This is a genomic window from Marinococcus halophilus, assembly GCF_900166605.1.
Classification (GTDB): domain Bacteria; phylum Bacillota; class Bacilli; order Bacillales; family Marinococcaceae; genus Marinococcus; species Marinococcus halophilus.
This window is the reverse complement of the sequence record NZ_FVZD01000006.1, coordinates 1,727,943-1,748,189: the sequence shown is the minus strand read 5'-3', so window position 1 is coordinate 1,748,189 and position 20,247 is coordinate 1,727,943. Positions and strand designations below refer to the sequence as shown.

The following is a 20,247-nucleotide window of genomic DNA, read 5'->3' as shown; positions in this document are numbered from 1 at the left end:
AAAGTGGGTGATTCATTATTAGCGTCATTACAAATTATATTTTCTGGTACCCCATAGCCATGTCGTTACTTTGGTTATCAGGAGCATTAATTTTCATGTGGTACCGTGAGAGAAAATTTCCTATGCCGGTCGATGATAAAAATTGGCCGAAAGTATCATTTCTCGTCCCCTGTTTTAATGAAGAGGATACGATTGAAGAAACGATCCAGCATTTACATCAAAGCGACTATCCTGATTTTGAAATTATTACCATAAATGATGGGAGCTCAGATAATACAGGAGAAACTCTGCGTATGCTGACAACGAAGTATTCAGGCCTGCGTGTGATTGACAGCGCAACTAACAGAGGAAAAGCCCATGCATTAAATTTGGCTATTCACGCGGCCCGGTCTGAATATTTGATTTGTATTGATTCGGACGCCGTGTTGAGCCCAAAAGCTCCGTTCTATTTAATTAAGCATTTTCTGGAGTCCGAAGGGACGGGGGCTGTGACCGGAAACCCGAGAGTAAGAAACCGGCATAAACTTCTAAGTAAAATACAGCTTGTGGAATATGCTTCTATCATAGGTTCTATCAAGAGAGCCCAACGGATTATCGGAAAAATTAATACTGTTTCTGGAGTAATTGTTGCTTTTCGCAAAAACGCCGTGGCTCAAGTTGGTTTATGGGATACTGATATGATCACAGAAGATATTGCCATTAGCTGGAATCTCCAAACCAACGGATGGGATATTCGTTTTGAACCGTATGCTCTTTGTTGGATGCTGGTGCCGGAAACATTAAAGGGGCTGTGGAAACAACGGGTCCGTTGGGCCCAGGGCGGGCAGGAAGTGTTGTGGAAATACTGGCGGGTTCCATTTCAGTGGAGACATCGATCATTATGGTTTTTGTATTGGGAGCAAGTATGCAGCTTGTGCTGGGCTTTGGGGTGGGTCAGTTTAACAGGGTGGACCATATTAACGGCGACAGCACTGCAGCCAATACTCATATGGCTGGCCTTTTCTTCTTTTGCGCTGGCATTTTTATGTTTTTCTCAGTTGTTTATTGCACTAATCATTGATGCCCGGTATGACAATATCAAGAAATACTACCTGTGGGCTCCGTGGTACCCAGCGATTTATTGGATTATCAACGCAGTAGTCGCTGTGGTTGCGTTGCCTAAAAGCATCTACGCACGTTGGAAGGGAGGAGATGCGGTATGGGAAAGTCCCGACCGTGGAGCAAAGAACAGGAAATAATCGTTACAAATGATGATGCGTCGTGGAAAGCCTTAGGCCCCTTGATACTAACGACAATTTTATGGATATATGCCTTTTCGACCATCTTTTTTTTTATCAGCCCATGGATGGTATGGCAGATTGATTCTATGAAGCTTCTTAAATTGTCATTCAAAATTTCGGATAATGAAATCCGGCAGTTTTTATTTATAGTAAGCGGATATTTTTTTACAATCTTTCTTTTGATGATCTTTTGGCGGTATGTTTTCATCAGCATTTATATATATAGGACTAGAAAAAGACACACACGACAGCCGCAGGGCGATGCTGACAGAAAAGCTGCTTCGGCGGATTATTTAAAAGAACTGAAATATCTATCCCAGGACCAGATTCAAGCTTTTCAAAAGCAAACAATCATTAAGTGTTAAAGGACGTTATCGCAATGAAATGGGTTAAACGTGTATTAGGATTAATAATTTTGTTAGGTGTTGGTACAGTTGTGGCGTTTAATTTGCATGAAGGAAAAGCTTTTGACTCACAGCCGGCGATGATGATTGACAAAGAATTGGATACCTCTGGCTGTTTGGGAATGAATTATCATCGTGTACGTAATGCCTCTTTGCTGGAGCAGTCTATTGCTTGGGTGACTAAATCGGATGAACTGACAAAATACAGCGTATCTACGCAAGAGTTTGATTCCCAAATGAAATACTTGCAAGAGCAGAACGTGACGTTTGTAACACCTCAACAAATAAAGGAATATCAGAAGAAAGGTGATTTTCCTGAGAAATGTGTGTGGGTCTCCTTCGATGATATCGATCAAAGTGTTTATAACAATGCTTATCCAATCCTGAAAGAACAAAACATTCCGTTCACTATTTATTTAATTGTCGGCCGAATCGGCCAGGGTAATTATAAACACATGACGATGGCAAATTGGGATGAAGTGCGGACGATGCACCAATCGGGACTAGCTGTCCTGGGTTCCCACACCTATGATATGCATGAACTTCAGAACGACGGAAAAACGCCGGTATTTGCCACTAAAAATTCATATCAAAGCTTTAGCGAAGACCTGGATCAAAGCGTTCGTACAATTGAAGATCGGACTGGGACGAAGCCGGAAACTTTTGCGATTCCTTATGGAAACACTTCAGATGCTTTAAATGAAAAAATTCGGCAGTCCGGGTTTGAAACGAACGGAATTTTAGCACCTAGAACTATTGGTCCTGAAGATTATCCATACTACATGAACCGCATCATTATTAATCAATCGTTATTTGATCAGCATGTGAAGCCATGGCTACAGAACCAAGTATAGAAAAGAGGGGGAGTCATGATGAAGCATACAACTCAAGAACAAAGGCTGCTTCAATTTTTTGGAACGAAGCCGGATGAATGGCAGCCTTCAGAACCAGGAGATTTAGCAGCTTTTTATAAACTCTGTGATTCTGGAAAAGTAATCTTTGAAGAAATTGTACGGGTCAGGGACGGTGTCATATACATACGTCCGCGTTGTGCCAGCAGTAACGATGAAAAATTACTATAAATTCAAAAACACTATTGGAACAGGGAGCGATGATGGAAGATAAAAGAGGAGGCAGCAAGTTTAAAGCAATATGTTGGTATTTGTCGTAAAAATATTGCTTGCCTTTCTTAACATTGGTTGATAGAAGAAAGCTCTGTAGAAGAAAAAGCAGTGAAAAAGAAATATTATAGCAGATTTGGGTTTGAACCCAGGAGGTACAAATATTGAAGACACTTTTCAAGTTATCATAAATGCAGTAGGTGGTTATTTGAGTAATGAATGTTCTTTTGAGGGACTAATAAAAAAGAATGGCTTCTAAATTGCTTAATAGCGGGGGGGGGTAGATGGATGCGAAAAGCGAAACAATACTATGCGCCAATTTATTTTTTGTATAGATCATAAGTACGCCAGCTTTTGTGGGAGGCACATGTCATGTGGAAACGATGTAAGTTTTATACTATTTTAACATTAGGCTTGAGTATTTTTTTTATATTGGTTTTACTGATCGCCGGTACCTACTAGACATAAAATAAGCTCAAGGGTTGCCTTGGTGTTTCTTATAATATATAATGAAATTAATCAAATAAGGGAATGTTTTCTAGGGTTCCGCAGTTCAGACTGGCTGGTCCGAGAGAAAACACACGGTTCTTGTAGAACACACCGTGCACACGGAAGGATAAAAGCCTGGGAGATGCTGTTTGTATACAGCTGTCTCCCGGGCTTTTTTTGATTTGTGAACGAAATAAGGAAAAGGAGGCACCATTAAGATGAACGGAAACTGGATCAAAGTGGTGATTGCCGCGATTTTTGAAGTAGGCTGGGTTATTGGATTAAAGCATGCCGAAAGCGTCTGGACGTGGGGCGGAACGGTGGTTTGTATTATCATCAGTTTTTACCTTATGATCATGGCAGGCCGAAAACTGCCAGTAGGCACGGTTTACGCTGTATTTGTCGGACTCGGGACAGCAGGGACGGTATTTTCAGGAATTGTCTTTTTTGGCGAGGCATTCAGTATAATAAAGATCGTTTTAGTTATGCTGCTTCTGGCCGGCGTGGTAGGTTTGAAATTGGTGACGACGGAAAGCAAAGAGAAAGGAGCTGATTCCTAATGGCATGGGCGTGGCTCGTGTTAGCCGGATTATTTGAAATGTTTGGTGTGATGATGATTAATCAAATGCATCAAGACCGGCGCTGGAGATCCTTGGCATGGCTAATTATTGGATTCGGGGCAAGTTTCTTTTTTCTATCTGAAGCCATGAAGACCCTGCCAATGGGGACAGCCTATGCAGTGTGGACAGGCATTGGAGCAGCCGGAGGTGCGCTGGCAGGGATGATTCTGTACGGAGAAAAGAAAAACTGGCAGCGGCTCTTGTTCATCCTTATGGTGTTAGGCGCAGCAGTAGGACTGAAACTCGTTGCTTAATCATAACGCCGGCTTTTCCACTGAACCGGCGTTTTTTTAGCGTTATGACACCCAGCGTCAGCCAGACTCCAACCGCATGAAAAATAAGGAACCGACAGAATATGCACATAAAGCAAACAAGACGTCCCTTCCTGCGAAATTGTTTTTGATTCCCCGTTTTGGTTTGTCTCAGAGAGAATCACTTTTAATAGAGCTTTCATTTCGCTGTCAGCATTTTCTTCGCTGGAAGAGATGTCCGCAGAGTCAACCGCCATATCCATGCCAGCTGCCGTAACGGTGTCGCCAGGACTTATGATATTGACCTCACGGTCCTCCCGCTGTTCATCGCCCCTCATAGTTTTCAGCGCTAAAAAACACTTCTGTTTCATTTTCACTGGCTCCCGCTAAGATCCCTACGCTTAAAAACAGAGGGGAAGTTATCGTAACTATTTGCTTTCGCAAGCCTGTCATCTTCTTTTTCCTGCTAGTTTACTATAAAACCTTCGATCGAAATTAAGGTGGTATTATGGTCTTTCCTGACGCAGGCAGCAACTTAACTTGGTATATTTTATAATGTTTAAGAAAAACCAGGGCCGGTAGGAGAAGCACCTTAAATGAATAAAGCCTGGTTAAAAAGAGCAACGCTTTTAGTACTCCGCCCCGTACAGAATCCTTTTCTATCATACACATTTTTCCTACTTATATGCGAAGTCAAACATTGTCGTTTAGGCCAAATCTATTTGGTAAGGGGATTGGTAGGATCGACTTTTGCAGCTTGTCGTTTCCGCTTTCGATTAGTACAGTCGACATGTATGATAATTACTTCTTTGGGAGGATTTGAACATGAAAAAATACATCGGCATCGTGTTAACCATTTTCTTATTGGGAGGCGGTGTTTTCGTTAATGAGGCGGAAGCCTCTGTAGAAGGCAAAACAGTCGCGCTGGATGCGGGACACGGAGGAGAAGACCCAGGCGCATTGGATAATGGTCTGCATGAAAAAGAACTGGTATATGATGTAGCGTACCGGACCAAGCAGCGGCTGGAGCAGGCCGGTGCTGAGGTGGTCATGACCCGGGAGAGAGATGAATACCTTCCCTTAGAAGATCGGGCGGAGATCGCAAATCGCAAGGATGCAGATATTTTCGTTAGCGTTCACGCCAATGCGGCTGCCACTCCTTATGCAGAAGGAACGGAAACCTATCATTACCCAACAAGCGAAGAAGGACAACGACTGGCATTCAACCTGCAGGAGCACATGGTGGATGAATTCGGCAGTGAGGACCGGGGCGTCAAAACCGCTAATTTCAGTGTGTTGCGCAACACAGAAATGCCGGCGGCTCTTGTCGAGCTTGGATTTGTGACAAACAAGCAGGAAGCAGAACGCATGAAAGACAGTGCGTTTCGGAACGAGGCGGCAAATGCTCTATACTTAGGGATTCATCAGCATTTTTAATTAGAGCCATTCTTTACATAAAAGCAGCCGGACGGTTTCTTGTTTTAAATAAACGAAATAAAGACGGGCGTCGTATTGTTCTACGATGCCCGTCTTTATTATTCTTCTTATTCCTGGGGTTCCTCTCTTGCCACCCGTATGGCCCAGAGCACGTTTAAAATCATAATGATGACTTGGACCAGCGCAATAAGAGATAAAAGTGTCCAGAAAAAATTCGAGTACGCAAACATACCGTTGGATAAATACACCCAGATACCGATGGCTAGGATCATGAGCGTCGGAATCAAATGAGAGACCAGAGCTTTCCCGGCATGGGCCCGGGAATAATTATTTCCAGCGATTAACACGATTAATGGCACAAAGATTGGGGCAAAAAACACGCTGATATAGGAAAGGATGGAAGTAATCTGGGATCCTGTCACCAACATCAACTCCTTTTATTAAGCTGGAGGCAAGTACTGTTCCTGCTTCGTTTCATTTTAAAAGATGTTTGTCTTTTTATCATAGCATATCTAAAAAGTTTTTTGCGCTATAAAATGGGTGACAATAGGTGGGACACCGCTTCTTTGCTTCGAATCCAAAGGGAGCGCTGCTGGTAAGCTTCAAGAGTAAGTTCAGAGGCGTAAGTTCCCATGTCGTAATGAAACGCATCAACCAGACGTTTCGTGGTGGCGGCATGATAGATAAAGGCATTCACCTCGAAATTTAAGCGAAAGCTGCGCACATCGATATTAGCAGTGCCGACCGAGCTGATTTCTTCATCCACCGTGATCGTTTTGGCGTGGATAAACCCGCGATTATATATATAGACTCTCGCGCCGGCCCGGAGAATCATTCCCACATGGGAGTACGTTGCCCAGTAAACAAAAGGGTGGTCCGGCATGGAAGGGATCATGATACGCACATCAACGCCGGAAAGAGAAGCGATGCGTATCGCATCCATTAGGCTTTCATCCGGAATGAAGTACGGAGTTTGAATGGTGACAGAGTGCTTGGCAGAGTTGATCATTTTAATATACCCATTTTTAATTTGTTCCCATTCGGAGTCCGGGCCGCTCGATACAATCTGGGTGCTGCAGGGTCCGGACGCAAAGAGAGAGGGAAAATAGCGGTCGTCGTAGCGAATCTTCGAGTGGGAATGGGCCTGGTTCCAGTCGAGAACAAACCGGGTCTGCGCTGCTTTAACAGCCTGCCCCTCCAGCCGCAAGTGCGTGTCACGCCAATAACCAAACTTGCTGCTTAGGCCAACATACTCATCGCCTACGTTGAAGCCGCCGAGGTAACCAATCTGTCCATCAATGATTACGATTTTCCGGTGGTTGCGGTAATTAAGCCGCAGGTTAATCAAGGGCAGGCGCTTGGGGAAGAATGCAGCGGCTTCCCCGCCAGCCGCCAAAATGCCGTTCAGATCTTTTCTGCTTAACGTTCTTGAGCCCATATCATCATAGAGCACCCGGACGGTGATGCCCTCGGCCGCTTTTTGTCGGAGAGCTTCAATGATTTGAGAGCCGAGGTTATCATTTCGGAGAATGTAGTACTGCAGATGAATATGATCCCGGGCCTGGGAAATATCATGCAGCAGAGCGTCGAATTTGTTTTGGCCATCGGTGTAAATCTGAACGTCATTCTGCTGGGTCAGAATAGCTCCGTCATTTTTTAAGTGCATATAAATCAAATCCCGGTGCTTGGCCGCAATATCATCCGAAAAGGAGAAAGACCCGGACTTTACGGCTCCGAGCTGTTCCTGAATCAGATCTTCGATGCCGATGCTTTTCATTTCGCTTGTATCAAACAACCGCTTCCGGGTTAAATTCTGCCCAAAAATTAAATACAGTACGAAGCCTAAAACCGGCAGAAAAAACAGCAGCATAAGCCAGGCCCAGACGGTAGTCGGATGCCGTTTTTCAAGAAATACAATCACAAAAGCGGAAAAAACATTAAAAACCAGCAGCACAGCGAATAAGATAGATATAATATCAATGCCCATTTTTTCTACTCCTTTCTAAATCCATGTTTTTACTAAGGCTTGCTCTAAAAAGCAGGTCTCCAAATAATAGCATTATTTGGAGAGCAGGGACACAAAGGGAAGAAAAATACCAGCTTAAAGGATAGCTGCGGCCAAATCGATCATGGCAAAAGCCACTCAAGGTGCTGCTTGGCTTCTGCTTTTTTTGGTAGAGGCAGCTGGAAATATATTAATGATCAAATGCGATAACGATTAAAAGAGAATTCATAATAGTACAGGCCTGCGTACGGGCCGTTTATCCATGGGAGGTACTGATATATAATCCATTCATATAAAGGCTTGTCATATGTTCAATAATCTCTTCAATATCATCTGTGTATTGATCCTCGACAAGTTCCCACATAAACATCTCGTTCATGTAAAACCAGGACCGGGCAGTGATAGAAGGATTTAGATGCTGGTGTGCCAGGGCATACCGTTGGGCATAAACGATATCCTTTGTAATACTTTCTATAAACTTGTTACGAATATGCTGCCAATTCGATTCGACATTAGCTGAAATACCGATTGCTTCTTTAAAAATTTTCATTATTTGTTTCTTTTCAAGCGCTAATGATAAAAATTGTTCAACCTGGTGGGCGATTAGCTTATGTGCTTCACTCTGGGAGGAAGGCCGAAAAGGAATGGCCGCGATATTATGGAAGGATTCCATGGTTTCGAGCATCAGCTCGACCAGAAAATCCTCTTTATTTTTAAAGTATACATATGCTGTACCGTGTCCGGTTTCCGCTTTCTGATTAATTTGGCGTATTGTTGCCCTTTTAAAGCCATGTTCAAAGAAGACCTCCCGTGCGGCATAAAGTAGTTTCTGCTTTGTTTCCATTGCTTGTTGTTTTCTATTATTACTCATTTTAGCTCTCCTACTGGTTTTTTATATAACAACCGTAACATGAAAAAGAAAAAATAGAATAAAATAATTAGTTTTTAATGACATTGTGTCATTGACATAGTGTCACATAATGATAGTATTAATTTAATGACAATTCTGAAAAAAATATCATATAGAGGTGAACGAGGTTGACGCAGCCAAACGAATGTACAGAAGAATATGCAGCAATGATGGATGAGTCAGATCCTTTGTGTTCCTATCGTAACGAGTTTTATTTGAATAAAGACATGATTTACCTGGACGGAAACTCCCTCGGGCTGCTTTCTACAAGAGCAGAACAAGCACTTTTGAATGGATTAAACGATTGGAAAACGTTAGGGATTGATGGCTGGAGCAAGGGAGAAAACCCCTGGTTCTATATGTCCCAGCAATTAGGTGAAATGACGGCGCCATTAATTGGAGCAGAAAAAGAACAGGTGATAGTTACTGGCTCCACCACCACAAATATTCATCAATTAGTATCGACTTTTTATCAGCCCACGGCAGCTAAATATAAGATTTTAGCAGATGATGCTACGTTCCCGTCAGATATTTATGCATTGAAAAGCCAGTTGAAACTTAAGGGGTATGACCCGGCAAATGCATTAGTGAGAGTTCAGAGTGAGAAAGGCATGCTTGCTGAAGAGCAAATTATTGAAAGCATGAGCGACGATGTCGCCCTCATATTTTTACCAAGCGTACTGTATAGAAGCGGGCAAATCCTGGATATGGAAAGAATCACTGCCGAAGCACATAAGCGCAGCATTATCGTTGGGTTCGATTTGTGTCATTCCATCGGAGCGGTTCCGCACCAGCTCGACGAATGGGATGTTGATTTTGCAGTATGGTGTACCTATAAACATTTAAATGGGGGGCCGGGGGCCGTTGGCGGACTTTATGTTAATAAAAAACATTTTGGCCGGGAACCGGGACTCGCAGGCTGGTTCAGCTCAAAGAAAGAGGTTCAGTTTGATATGAGCCATGAATTGACTCCAGACGCAGATGCCGGAGCTTATGAAATCGGGACCCCGCACATACTCAGTATGGCACCGCTGCTTGGCTCACTTGCTATGTTTAATGAAGCTGGAATTCAACAGATTAGACAAAAATCGCTCAGGCTTACCGATTATATGATTACGCTAATAACCCATGAATTAAGCGGTTTTCATTTCAACATTGTTAGTCCCTTGGACCATAAGCAGCGCGGGGGGCATCTGCTCGTGCAGCATACCCATGCCGCAAGCATTTGTAAAGCACTGAACGCCGAAGGAATTGTGCCAGACTTTAGAGCGCCGGATTTCATTAGAATCGGACCGGTGGCACTATACAATTCTTTCTATGATATATGGGAAACCGTAAACGTGTTAAAGCGCATTATGACTGAGGAAACATACAAAAAATATGAAAACAAGCGTAATATTATCGCTTAGAAAAGAGCACCTGCTAAATGCCTGGTTCTTGCGAATAAATAAACCTCTTTCAATCTCTGCAGCCTGATATTGCGCACTGAGCCGGAGATGCCCCGTTTTCGCAGGCACTATTTTGGGACGGAAGCTGCTGCTCATGATTTAGAGCTTACTTGTGTAAAGACAGATGAATATAACCAACTAATCTCTCCATTCTGTTATACGTAGGCTTATGAAAAAATAGATGAACGGGAAGTGTTAAAATGACTAATCCAACAAGTGGAGAAGAGAATATTGAAACAAATTTTCAAAAGAAAATGACTTATGGCGAGTATTTGAATCTGGACACGATTCTTTCCAGCCAGAATAGATTATCCGGCCATCACGATGAAATGTTATTTATTATCATTCATCAGGTGAGCGAGTTATGGATGAAGTTAATCCTCCATGAGCTTCATGCTGCCAAACATGCTATTGAGGCAGGGGATTTATCTGTAAGTTTCAAAAAACTGGCCCGGGTTTCCGAAATCCAAAATCAAATCATTCAGGCCTGGGACGTGCTGTCGACGTTAACTCCGGCTGAATACTTAGAGTTTAGAGAGGCGCTTGGAAGTTCATCCGGTTTCCAATCCTATCAATACAGATTAATAGAATTTGCCCTGGGCTATAAGACAGATTTTATTTTAAAGATCTATGAAAAAGATCCTGAACTATTAAAACAATTGGAAGCCGGGTACTATTCCGGCAGTATTTATGATGCATCAATCCATGCATTGAGCCGGGCGGGTTTTCATATTTCTGAAGAGGTTTTAAATCGTGATGTTACCAGAGCCTACGAGTTTGATAAAACGGTGGAAGGCGCCTGGATTGAAGTTTATCAAAACTCCAATGAATATTGGGACTTGTATGAACTTGGGGAGAAGCTGGTAGATATCGAAGATTGCTTTCAACAATGGCGTTTTCGACATATGAAAACGGTGGAGAGGGTTATCGGGTTTAAAAGCGGGACCGGCGGTTCGTCAGGTGTAGGTTATTTACAAAAGGTGCTGGAACAGCAATTTTTTCCAGAGCTATGGAACCTTAGAACAAAGTTGTAATGTTCCAATGGCACATGAAAGGGTTGCTCTTTATTTGTGCTATCACGAGCCAAAAGAAAGAGCAACTAAACTACAAAAAATAAGGGCCTGGCAAACACGGTGAAAGTGATTCTCGACCGTGCCGCTAAGCCAAAAGAGCCTTCATAAAAAGTGAAAATTTAATATCCTTGGCTAACTATGACGGCACCTCCCAAACGGGGGTCGATTCTTCTGTAGAAGGGCTCATGTATTCAATTTGGAACCTGTTCCCCTCTTTAGCATCATAATAAATGGTGCCGCTGGCTTCCTCATTTGGGCTGAGAGTGGCAGGGATAGAATCCCCAGTTCTATGCACCGGGCGCGTATACCCGCTTTCGTTAAAAAGTTCAAAGTTCTCTTGAGAAAGCGTTTTTGATTCTTGGGTTGTATTTGTCGCAGAGACGTTTATTGCTAAAAGATCTTTGGTATCTCCGTTGGCATTTTCTTCACTGGAAGTGAACTCTACAGAATCGATAGTAATGTCCATACCATCTGCTGTAGCAGTGTCACCAGGACTCATTATATTTACCTCGCGGTCGTCCTGCTGCTCTTCGCCTCCTTCGTAATTTTGCGAGCTGAAGGGCGTTTCTTCTTCGTTTCCGCCACATCCCGCTAAAAGCCCGCCGCTCAATAGCAGAGCTGTACTCATCGTAATAATTTGTTTTTGCAAAATGGTCAACTCCTTTTTGCCTATTAACGCTATAAAATTCTTTCCCGCTGTAAGCAACACATTAACCTGATATGAAAATAAAAACGAGGATTATTGACATGACTGGTGGATCTTAGGAAGAATCTTCGTCTGGCTGATGCTGATCATGATGGGCAGGCAATGATTAGGGATGTAACAGTTTCTACGAAAAGGAGTGAAGAACGTTGGAAAACATCGAGGAGCTTATCAGTGACGAATCGTTGAAAAAATATGCCGAACTCACGGTACGAATAGGGATCAATGTACAGAAGGATCAATTAGTGGTAATACATAGTGATATCAAGCATGCCCCATTTGCTCGTTTCGTCCAAACGGCAGCTTACGAGGCTGGAGCTTCAAATGTGGTCATGAATTGGACTGATGAAGAGTCCACCCGAGCATTTTATTTCTATGCCGACGAGGAGGCTGTCGATCAGATTCCCGACTGGCAACAGGCTCGTATGAACGAGTGGGACGCTGCCGGTGCTGCGTACATCCATGTCATTGCTGAAAACTTCGAAGTCTTCAAGGATGTCCCCCCCGAACGAATCAGCCGCTTTCAAAACGCCTCTCGCACCAAGTTCAAAGAGTATTACGCAAAGATGAGATCTCATGAGGTACGCTGGTGTCTGTTGGCTGTTCCGTCCTTTGCCTGGGCGACGAAAGTATTTCCTCATCTAAGGAAAGAAGAAGCGCTGCAGTCATTATGGCAAGCCATCTTACGCGGGGCCCGGGCCGATGGAAATCACCCCATCGAAGACTGGGAAAATCATAACAGAGCTTTCGAATCCAGGAAAAAGTTTCTCAATGATCGCCAGTTGGACGCTCTGCATTTTACGAATAGCCAGGGGACCGATTTGGTCGTCGGCATGCCGGACAATCATGTTTTTATCGGTGGGGGAGTGACAGATACCAAGGGGATCCCGTTCTTTCCAAACATTCCTACGGAGGAAATATTTTCGGCCCCGCATAAGCATGAGGTCCATGGCAGGCTTGTAGCCACAAAACCGCTTGTCTATGAAGGAAGGGTGATCAACGATGTTTCCCTTACTTTCCAAGATGGCCGAATCACTTCCTGTGCTGCGGCCAACGACCAGGAAGCATTGCAACGTCTCCTCGAAACCGACGAAGGTGCTTCGTATTTAGGGGAAATTGCGCTGGTTTCCCCTCATTCGCCTCTTGCTAAGGCGAATACGCTTTTCTACAATACCTTGTTTGATGAAAATACGGCCTGCCATATTGGCCTCGGCAACGCCTCCCCAACTAACCTTCAACATGGCAACCTTCTATCGGAGCAAGCGTTAGAGGAAGCAGGACTGAACATGTCTCTCCTGTCGGTTAATGTGGCTTTTGGCACTGAAGATATGAAGGTGGTGGGAACCGAAGATGACGGAACAGAAGTCTTATTAATGGAAGACGGGGTTTTTCAATTCTAGTCCGAAAGGTTAGGTGATACGAAATATTTCTTTTTGTATGAATCTTTCTTTAGTGCTCCTCCCCAAAAGTTACACTTAAAGGGTAGTTTAGTGAATGTTATATAAAGAAGGAAACAGAGTAGAAGTCTGCTTCCTTTTTATAAGGAGGAGCTATTTCACGGTATTCAAACATAAAGACAAAAAGAATACATTATCAATCGCTTAAGTCCGATGTCCCTGTAAGATCAGATGTAGAACCAGGACGATTCGTCCCGCTGCTCCGCCGAGTAGCGGTTTTTTCTATTTTTATGACCAAAAAAACCTGTACTGTGAGAGAAGCACAGACTTTGGTTGTCCATCTAGGAAAAAAGCTGCCTAGTAGCATAATACACTGCAGAACCAACAACCAACATCAAAGAAGGAGACTTTAATGTCTTCTTCCAGAAAACCGACTACCATGAAGCACCGATTCCAGCAGAACTTACAAGGATTGTGGATGGCTCGTCCGTTGCTGAAGACGCAGCTGATAGATTCCCACGATAAGCGCTACGAACACTAAGAGAATGCTGGTAAGCAGCAGGGTCAGGTCTAGGCTTGCGTAGGCCCGATCATTTGCCGCATAGATGCCGTAGTAGGGCCAGAGGAGAACAAGGGGATACAGCCAGTCGCGAAATCGCGCGGCAATGAGGACGCCAATGCCGGTCGCTGCTCCAAGCAGGATCAACGTCCAGCCTAATTCCTGCAGGCCCAGCAATGTGGTGACCTGCGCGCTGACCATTACCGTAAACACGTTCACGATGGTTGCGACCGTCACCCAGGCAAAATAAATGGAAAAAGGCAGCCGGTCGAACCCTCGATAACCGGCTTTGGCTGTGAGGGTGTACATGACGCCTAATGTATAGAGGAGGGCCGCAATGACTAGGGTAGAAGTGACCAACCACTGCTGGGTGAACACGATGATCCAGCATCCGTTTAACAGGAAATTGAGGATCGGCCAGAATGTCAATTGGGACACTACGGTTTCCTTCCGGCCACTGGTGAATAACTGCTTGAGGATCCAGGCCAATAGCAGCACATAAATCAGACCCCAGATGGAAAAGGCAAAGCCGGCAGGCTGGATGATCGCCTGGTTGTTGTTTGCTACAGTCCCAACATTGGTGGTGCTCCAGTAATTTAAAAAAATCATAAAGCCAAAAACGAGCAGGTAAGCGATAGCCCATCGCCGTGATGTTGTCATGACTCTCTCTCCTTTTTCACCGGTGTATAGTCTCTTCCGTAGCTACTGATCAAGAGGCAGTAGAAACGTATGCGTGTTAGGTTTTCCTCTTCGAGATCATTTTAAACGCTTTTTGTTCAACGAACGGATGAAAAATTTATCGATGGACGTTCCATGCTATTTTCGTGGGCATAAATAGGGAAATGTTTATTGTTTTAAAGATAAACATTTTTAGTCATTCCATATATCGACTTAAAAAAGCACTTTTGCGTATCAAAAGGTCTTAAATTATTTATGGGGTGTTTGAAAATGAATCTGGACATACTTGAAGCGCTATTAAACTGTGCTGTCATCAATTTTTAATAATACTTGAAATCACTCAGTGCACGTTCGGGATTGTGCTCTTAGAAATTAGTGGTGATACCATAAATCAGCTGAAGTAAAGAAGCCGATAGTAAAAGGTATATAGATATAGTGAACTTCGGCTGCCGGCTTACCTTTTTTGATTTTCTGAACTCTCTGAACTCTCTGAACATAATAACGCCGGCGGTCATGATTAATAGAAAGCACGAAGCGTAAACAATCATGTCAACTACATTCATTAAGATTCTCCTTTCTACGATTAAAATGAAAAGTTTTATTTACTTCAATGCAAACAGCAGCGCCCTCTAAACAAAGAAAGCGCCGCTGTTTATTTTTAAGTAGAGAGTTCTTCCTCTTCGGCAGATACCGATAATAGTCTCCGTTGCCGTACATATATCAGGCCGCTGATAGTCAAAAGGAGCGAAGCCATAATAAAAACGCTGCGGACTCCCACTACTTCCGCGATTCCGCCAACCAGCAGCGAAGAAAAACCAAAAAAGCTGGTTAAAATTACGTCTCTGGCGGAAAACACCCTTGCTAGCTGTTTTTCCTCCGTATGGGTTTGAATCAGAGAAATCTGTGTAACCTCCTGAACCTGCGTCGGAATACCGATCAAAAGGGAAATGAGCAGGGCAAAAACGCTGGAAGCCGGAAACGCGAACCAAAAGGTGAACACCGCAACACAAAAGGAGCTGCCGATTAAAAAATACCGGGCTTTTATCTGAAGTGCCTTTTCAAACCGGAAGCAGAGCATGCCTCCAATCATCAGGCCGGCGAAAAAAGAAGCATTGATGTACCCCCACCACGACTCATTTTCCTGCAGCACGTCGGCAACATACACATACAATAACGCGGCGATCCAGATGGCTCCTGTTAAAGAAGTAATGCCGTCGACAAAAAACATGGTGCGCAGCGGACGATGCTTCCAAATATATTTCCATCCCGATTGAAGGATTTCGATCATCGAGGAGGCTGACGATTTTTGAAAAGAAGCGTCGCTTCTCTCAATATGAACGCCGAGAAGCAGAAAAGAAATCACAATAAAGGTAAGGGAGGTGCCCATAAGCACCGCGCCTGGTGGAAACAGTACGATGAACAGAGCGCCAACAGGCCATCCGGCTAATTGAATCGTTTGATCCGACATGGCCATCAGGCTGTTTGCCCGAACCAGCGAATGCCGGGGGACGATTCTCGGGAGAGAAGCATTCCGGGCTGGGGTGATCCAGCTGTCCAGTACGGCAATGAGGCCTACAACCGTCAGCGCCCAGATTAAAAATGAAGACCCGATACCTCGCAGGAGAAGCACAGGCAGGATCACCAACAGCAGCCCCTTGCCAATGGACGCCGAAGCTAAAATCGATCTCAGGCTCCCTTTTTCCAGTATCCAGGGAGCGAACAGTCCGCCAAGAAACCGGGAAAATGTATTGATAAAAGGAATAAGAGAAACGAGAAACACGGAAGAAGTGCGCTCGTAAACGACACTGATAATACTTACAAGATAAAAAATATCGCCAGCACTGGCGATAGACTGATTACTCAACAACAAAAAGAACGAACGCTTACGGCCCATCATATCACCCACTAGTATTTAGTTTTTATATGGGAAAAAGATGAGCTGCCTACATGGGCTTTCGTCCTTTCGTCAAAGTGCTTTATTGGATAAAATGTTGCATTAATGTTGATTTAACTTCTGCTCTAATGTTGCAGGTTTGCTAACAATTATTTCCATTATCAATAACAAAGAGACAGAATCCCCGTTGATACGGTACGATGACATCGACCAAAACACCATCGAGAAAGGATTCTGCCTCATGTCTACCGTATCATATTCCTCCTGCATCGCCAACGCCTTTGATCAATGGAACCTCCGGTTCTTTATGTCCTCCCCAGCTGCCCGGCATATGCAGAAGCTGCTGGAAGGCTGGACCCGGGAGCACCGTAACGGGAGCGTGAAGGCCCTGCAGGAAGCTGCGAATCATCACGCCCACCATTCATCGGTGACCCGGTTTTTTCGCACGTCCCGGGTGGATGACCATGCCCTGGAGCGTAAGCTCCAGCGCTCGGTACTGCAGCACATCCGGCGGCAGGCCTCCTCCACCAACCCGGTGCTGATCGCCATCGATGATACCGTCGTTCCCAAATCGAAACCTTCGTCACAGGCGCACCACCCGATGGACGACGGCGGATACCATTTTGATCATCAGACCGGGACGACCGTTTACGGGCATCAATGGCTCACCATCATGGCAGGCACGAACAAGCGCCTGTATCCTTATCATATCGAACGGTATGAGAAAGAACACGGACCCAGTAAAATCGATCTGGCCCTTCAGCAGCTTCGTATTATCGACGTGGGCGATCGTCCCGTGTATGTCCTGGCTGACAGCTGGTACGCATCGGAAAAACTGATCCGTACTGTCCGGGACCGGGGCTGGCATTTTATCGGTGCCATCAAAAGCAACCGCGTGCTCGACACGGCCCCCATGCCGTTACCAGCCAGAGACTGGGCCCAACGGGCCCGGCAGGTGGAAGATCTGGACCTTGTGACCGTCCGGAGCACCACGTATGAAATGGTCCGGTTTCAGGGTCGGTTGAAAGGTGGCCTCTCGGGCGTAGTCGTTGGTTCCCGGGCTTCTGCTTCCCACGAAGCGTACCGGTTTTTCTTTTCCACCGACCCCTCGATGACCGCGGCGGACGTCTTATCCTGGTATCAGCACCGGTGGGCGATTAAAACCTTTTTCCAGGAAGCCAAGGGCAAGCTGTCGATGGGCGGATACCGGTTGCGGAGCGCCCCGGCCATCCGACGCTACCTGCTTCTCCTCCAAACCGCCTGGCTGCTGCTTGCGTGGGCATTTGCGGGCACCATCAGTGAAGCCTTTCATGCCAGTCACCAGGATCACCGACGGCGAGAGATTGCGGATATTTATCAGCGCGCCCGTGCGGGCGCCACCCTGGAAAGTGTGTATGACGCTTACCGTGTGGCCTGACCCGCAAAGCCATCGGTTGGATGATATTGTCGATGATTTCCAATATTTAAATCCATGACCAACATTTGTTTTCAAAACTGCAACATTAGAGCTTCTGTTAAAATATCACAATTTATGGAAAAATAACAGCGTTGAAAATTATTTGCTTTTAGTATTTGATTCACTTAAGCCAGAAAAAATGTTCAGGTGTTCATGAATAGCTGCCAAGTCTTTCCAACAATTGTGTGCATGGGTGTTGGACGTTTCGATATAGATCTTCTCATGACCGGCTTATAATAGATATCCTGGATAGAATCTTTATAGTCCTGAAAGAAACGAAACAGTGCATGAGCGTACCGGATTAATGCAAAGGGGGCCGGGAAATATAACGTAAAGCTATACGTAAACAAAAATTTCGGTATTTAGATCCGGTAGAATATTTAAAGTAAGTGCAAGAGTTGGGAAAGCTTGATAAAAAGCATTGCATAACAGCATATTGTTATATTTTCTTTACATTTGCAATATTTGTATATGAACTAAGAAATTTTTATGCTGGCGATAACTGGTAAAAACAGGGGAAAAGCAAATGTTTGCCGAGGGCAATAGCGGTTTTTCAATATTTATTGATTTATTTGCTAAAAATACTTCAGTATATTCATAATAGAATGATCATAATTAAAAGGGGAGCACACGATGCAAACACGACTAGTGTCTAAAATTCGTTCCGAATATAATAGTTTCACTAATTCTGAAAGAAAAGTAGCAGAGTATGTGCTTATTCACGCAGAATTTGTGCCTACAATGACTACCAAGCAATTGGCTGTTCAGGCAAATGCGAGTGAAGCAAGTATTGTCCGTTTCTGCAAGCGTATAGGTATGGAAAGTTTTCGTATGCTTAAAGTTGCCCTTGCCCAGGAGTTGTCTCAGATGGATGCTTCCATTAATAGTTTGTCCCTCCTTGAAAGCAGTGATACTTCCCACAGTTTATTTCAAAAAGTTACTTCTTTGAACCGGGCTTCACTTGACATGATGACAAAAACCGTCAATCACCAATCATTTGAAAAAGCTGTAAAACTGATTTCCCAGGCAAAAACTGTTGGCTTATTTGGCGTTGGCGGTTCTTTCACTCCAGCGGTGGACGGCCAGTATAAATTTATGCGGCTCGGCCTTCATGCTTCTGCTTCTTCTGATTATCATTACATAATTCCATTTATTACAATGATGAAGAAACACGATGTCTTAATCTGTTTTAGTACTTCCGGTTATACGAAGGAAGTGGTTGATACAGCCAATTATGCCCAAAAAAAGAATTTAACAGTTATTAGCATTACTAAATACGCCAATTCCCCCTTAGTTAAGCATTCGGATTATGTTCTGGCAATTCCAGATATCGAACAATCAGGAAGAATTGGAAGCATTGCTTCACGGACCAGCCAGTTGAATTATATTGATGCCTTATATGTAGCTGTTTTTCATCTTATTGGCGAAGAACTGGTAGAAGCATTCGAACAAGCAAGAGAGACAACAGAAGAGCATCGGAAATTATAATTTTTATGCTTTTTATTCTACTCAAGTTCTTTTTTACCTTTTAAAATTAAATTTCACTTTTTTAATTTATATATTGATTTAAAATTTCATAGTTATTATAATTAATTGTAAGCGTTTTCCATAAAGATCGTGAGGGATGAAAATGAATAAACTTAAAACAGAAAAAAGGCACCCGGATACATACGAACTCGACAATTTAAGCATCAGGGAAATACTTCAACTTATGAACTACGAGGACAAAATTGTACCAAACATAGTAGAAGAAGCTCTTCCTTTCATTGAGCCTCTTGTGGAAAAAGCAGAAACCTCTATCCGCCAAGGGGGACGTTTGATTTACGTAGGCGCTGGAACAAGCGGACGTCTCGCCATTCTGGACGCTGCCGAATGCCCTCCTACATTCGGCACTACACCGGAAACGGTGCAGGGAATCATCGCTGGTGGGAAAGAAGCTTTGCTTACCGCAGTGGAAGGAGCAGAGGATTCTGAAAACCTTGGCGCTTCTGACCTGAAAAAAATTCATCTGGCTTCCCGGGATATCGTTATCGGAGTCGCAGCAAGCGGCCGTACGCCGTATGTGATCGGTGCTCTTAGCTACGCTAAAGAAATCGGAGCCGTAACCGGAAGCATTTCCTGTAATAAGGATGCCCCCATCAGTGCACTTGCCGATTATTCTGTGGAAGCCGAAACAGGCCCTGAAATACTTACTGGCTCTACTCGTTTAAAAGCCGGCACTGCTCAAAAGAACATATTGAATATGATATCTACCATAACGATGATCAGACTTGGCAAAGTGTACGAAAATTTCATGGTAGATGTACAGGCAACGAATCAAAAGCTGGCCCGTCGCTCAATGAGTATAATACAGGAGGTCACCGGTGTGGATGAACAAACAGCCGCGTCCATATTTGAAGCTTCCGGCCGGCATGTGAAAACAGCAGTGGTCATGATTCTGGCTGATGCCACTCCTGCTGAAGCAACTGTACTTCTTGAACAAAATCATGGCAGGGTCCGGGAAGCTATTATTAACAAATAAT

20 protein-coding genes and 1 riboswitch are annotated in these 20,247 nt (G+C 44.1%); of the genes, 12 read left to right on the top strand and 8 right to left on the bottom strand.

Features of this window, described 5'->3' with window-relative positions:
• The first annotated feature begins 14 nt into the window (after positions 1-14).
• The 5 genes from pgaC (at position 15) to B5066_RS14870 (ending at position 4,168) form a co-directional block, all read left to right on the top strand.
• A complete protein-coding gene (pgaC, locus tag B5066_RS14895; protein WP_079476687.1) occupies positions 15-1,238 on the top strand; it encodes a poly-beta-1,6-N-acetyl-D-glucosamine synthase in 1,224 nt (407 codons plus the stop codon).
• 421 nt (positions 1,239-1,659) lie between these two features.
• Positions 1,660-2,538 (top strand): polysaccharide deacetylase family protein, encoded by an 879-nt coding sequence (locus tag B5066_RS14885; protein WP_079476685.1) that lies wholly within the window; start codon positions 1,660-1,662, stop codon positions 2,536-2,538.
• An 18-nt stretch (positions 2,539-2,556) separates the two neighbouring features.
• Entirely contained in the window at positions 2,557-2,766 is a 210-nt protein-coding gene (locus B5066_RS14880; protein WP_079476684.1) for a hypothetical protein, read from the top strand.
• A gap of 566 nt (positions 2,767-3,332) precedes the next feature.
• A riboswitch (guanidine-I (ykkC/yxkD leader) is annotated at positions 3,333-3,438 on the top strand.
• Positions 3,439-3,512: 74 nt separating this feature from the next.
• Complete coding sequence (locus B5066_RS14875; protein WP_079476683.1) at positions 3,513-3,854, top strand: DMT family transporter; 342 nt, start codon at positions 3,513-3,515, stop codon at positions 3,852-3,854.
• Positions 3,854-4,168 carry a DMT family transporter gene (locus B5066_RS14870; RefSeq protein WP_079476682.1) on the top strand — a complete coding sequence of 105 codons (315 nt, stop codon included), beginning with the start codon at positions 3,854-3,856 and terminating at the stop codon, positions 4,166-4,168. Before B5066_RS14875 ends, B5066_RS14870 begins: the two co-directional genes overlap by 1 nt.
• Here the strand turns inward: B5066_RS14870 and B5066_RS14865 are convergent.
• Complete coding sequence (locus B5066_RS14865; protein ID WP_079476681.1) at positions 4,165-4,536, bottom strand: hypothetical protein; 372 nt, start codon at positions 4,534-4,536, stop codon at positions 4,165-4,167. The two genes, B5066_RS14870 and B5066_RS14865, sit on opposite strands and share 4 nt — an antisense overlap.
• A 454-nt stretch (positions 4,537-4,990) precedes the next feature.
• Here B5066_RS14865 and B5066_RS14860 point away from each other — a divergent pair, with 454 nt between their 5' ends.
• Positions 4,991-5,602 (top strand): N-acetylmuramoyl-L-alanine amidase family protein, encoded by a 612-nt coding sequence (locus B5066_RS14860; protein WP_079476680.1) that lies wholly within the window; start codon positions 4,991-4,993, stop codon positions 5,600-5,602.
• A 107-nt stretch (positions 5,603-5,709) separates the two neighbouring features.
• Here the strand turns inward: B5066_RS14860 and B5066_RS14855 are convergent, their stop codons facing one another.
• From B5066_RS14855 to B5066_RS14845, 3 genes are all read right to left on the bottom strand, one after another.
• Positions 5,710-6,024, bottom strand: coding sequence for a hypothetical protein (locus tag B5066_RS14855; RefSeq protein ID WP_079476679.1), 315 nt, complete (start codon positions 6,022-6,024; stop codon positions 5,710-5,712).
• Positions 6,025-6,131: 107 nt separating this feature from the next.
• Entirely contained in the window at positions 6,132-7,583 is a 1,452-nt protein-coding gene (cls, locus tag B5066_RS14850) for a cardiolipin synthase (protein ID WP_079477048.1), read from the bottom strand.
• 280 nt (positions 7,584-7,863) lie between these two features.
• Entirely contained in the window at positions 7,864-8,478 is a 615-nt protein-coding gene (locus B5066_RS14845; protein ID WP_079476678.1) for a TetR/AcrR family transcriptional regulator, read from the bottom strand.
• A 206-nt stretch (positions 8,479-8,684) separates the two neighbouring features.
• On the opposite strand from B5066_RS14845, the gene kynU reads away from it, so the two are divergent.
• Entirely contained in the window at positions 8,685-9,926 is a 1,242-nt protein-coding gene (gene kynU / locus B5066_RS14840; RefSeq protein ID WP_079477047.1) for a kynureninase, read from the top strand.
• Between the two features lie 239 nt (positions 9,927-10,165).
• The gene (gene kynA, locus B5066_RS14835; protein WP_079476677.1) at positions 10,166-10,999 is read left to right on the top strand and encodes a tryptophan 2,3-dioxygenase; all 834 of its coding nucleotides are present in this window, start codon (positions 10,166-10,168) and stop codon (positions 10,997-10,999) included.
• Positions 11,000-11,174: 175 nt separating this feature from the next.
• On the opposite strand, the gene B5066_RS14830 is transcribed toward kynA, so the two are convergent.
• Positions 11,175-11,687 carry a DUF4352 domain-containing protein gene (locus tag B5066_RS14830; protein ID WP_079476676.1) on the bottom strand — a complete coding sequence of 171 codons (513 nt, stop codon included), beginning with the start codon at positions 11,685-11,687 and terminating at the stop codon, positions 11,175-11,177.
• Between the two features lie 203 nt (positions 11,688-11,890).
• Here B5066_RS14830 and B5066_RS14825 point away from each other — a divergent pair, with 203 nt between their 5' ends.
• Positions 11,891-13,141: an aminopeptidase gene (locus B5066_RS14825; protein ID WP_079476675.1), complete on the top strand. Its 1,251-nt coding sequence runs from the start codon at positions 11,891-11,893 to the stop codon at positions 13,139-13,141.
• Between the two features lie 460 nt (positions 13,142-13,601).
• On the opposite strand, the gene B5066_RS14820 is transcribed toward B5066_RS14825, so the two are convergent.
• The 3 genes from B5066_RS14820 to B5066_RS14810 form a co-directional block, all read right to left on the bottom strand.
• On the bottom strand, positions 13,602-14,357 hold the full coding sequence (locus B5066_RS14820) for a tryptophan-rich sensory protein (RefSeq protein WP_079476674.1): 756 nt from the start codon (positions 14,355-14,357) through the stop codon (positions 13,602-13,604).
• Positions 14,358-14,740: 383 nt separating this feature from the next.
• Positions 14,741-14,938, bottom strand: a complete 198-nt coding sequence (locus tag B5066_RS14815) for a hypothetical protein (RefSeq protein WP_079476673.1) — start codon at positions 14,936-14,938, stop codon at positions 14,741-14,743.
• A gap of 95 nt (positions 14,939-15,033) precedes the next feature.
• Positions 15,034-16,269 carry an MFS transporter gene (locus B5066_RS14810; RefSeq protein WP_179124130.1) on the bottom strand — a complete coding sequence of 412 codons (1,236 nt, stop codon included), beginning with the start codon at positions 16,267-16,269 and terminating at the stop codon, positions 15,034-15,036.
• Positions 16,270-16,510: 241 nt separating this feature from the next.
• Here B5066_RS14810 and B5066_RS14805 point away from each other — a divergent pair, with 241 nt between their 5' ends.
• From B5066_RS14805 to murQ, 3 genes are all read left to right on the top strand, one after another.
• Positions 16,511-17,686, top strand: coding sequence for an IS701 family transposase (locus B5066_RS14805; protein ID WP_079476671.1), 1,176 nt, complete (start codon positions 16,511-16,513; stop codon positions 17,684-17,686).
• Between the two features lie 672 nt (positions 17,687-18,358).
• Entirely contained in the window at positions 18,359-19,213 is an 855-nt protein-coding gene (locus tag B5066_RS14800; protein ID WP_079476670.1) for a MurR/RpiR family transcriptional regulator, read from the top strand.
• A gap of 142 nt (positions 19,214-19,355) precedes the next feature.
• Complete coding sequence (gene murQ, locus B5066_RS14795; RefSeq protein WP_371862245.1) at positions 19,356-20,246, top strand: N-acetylmuramic acid 6-phosphate etherase; 891 nt, start codon at positions 19,356-19,358, stop codon at positions 20,244-20,246.
• The last annotated feature ends 1 nt before the right edge of the window (position 20,247 follow it).

Excerpts from the sequence above, each read along its gene's own strand:
- B5066_RS14870 (WP_079476682.1), top strand. The coding sequence starts at position 3,854 with ATGGCATGGGCGTGGCTCGTGTTAGCCGGATTATTTGAAATGTTTGGT.
- B5066_RS14810 (WP_179124130.1), bottom strand. The coding sequence starts at position 16,269 with ATGGGCCGTAAGCGTTCGTTCTTTTTGTTGTTGAGTAATCAGTCTATC.
- B5066_RS14860 (WP_079476680.1), top strand. The coding sequence starts at position 4,991 with ATGAAAAAATACATCGGCATCGTGTTAACCATTTTCTTATTGGGAGGC.
- B5066_RS14865 (WP_079476681.1), bottom strand. The coding sequence starts at position 4,536 with ATGAAACAGAAGTGTTTTTTAGCGCTGAAAACTATGAGGGGCGATGAA.
- B5066_RS14885 (WP_079476685.1), top strand. The coding sequence starts at position 1,660 with ATGAAATGGGTTAAACGTGTATTAGGATTAATAATTTTGTTAGGTGTT.
- B5066_RS14880 (WP_079476684.1), top strand. The coding sequence starts at position 2,557 with ATGAAGCATACAACTCAAGAACAAAGGCTGCTTCAATTTTTTGGAACG.
- kynU (WP_079477047.1), top strand. The coding sequence starts at position 8,685 with ATGATGGATGAGTCAGATCCTTTGTGTTCCTATCGTAACGAGTTTTAT.
- B5066_RS14820 (WP_079476674.1), bottom strand. The coding sequence starts at position 14,357 with ATGACAACATCACGGCGATGGGCTATCGCTTACCTGCTCGTTTTTGGC.
- B5066_RS14875 (WP_079476683.1), top strand. The coding sequence starts at position 3,513 with ATGAACGGAAACTGGATCAAAGTGGTGATTGCCGCGATTTTTGAAGTA.
- murQ (WP_371862245.1), top strand. The coding sequence starts at position 19,356 with ATGAATAAACTTAAAACAGAAAAAAGGCACCCGGATACATACGAACTC.
- B5066_RS14805 (WP_079476671.1), top strand. The coding sequence starts at position 16,511 with ATGTCTACCGTATCATATTCCTCCTGCATCGCCAACGCCTTTGATCAA.
- B5066_RS14815 (WP_079476673.1), bottom strand. The coding sequence starts at position 14,938 with ATGAATGTAGTTGACATGATTGTTTACGCTTCGTGCTTTCTATTAATC.
- B5066_RS14800 (WP_079476670.1), top strand. The coding sequence starts at position 18,359 with ATGCAAACACGACTAGTGTCTAAAATTCGTTCCGAATATAATAGTTTC.
- kynA (WP_079476677.1), top strand. The coding sequence starts at position 10,166 with ATGACTAATCCAACAAGTGGAGAAGAGAATATTGAAACAAATTTTCAA.
- B5066_RS14845 (WP_079476678.1), bottom strand. The coding sequence starts at position 8,478 with ATGAGTAATAATAGAAAACAACAAGCAATGGAAACAAAGCAGAAACTA.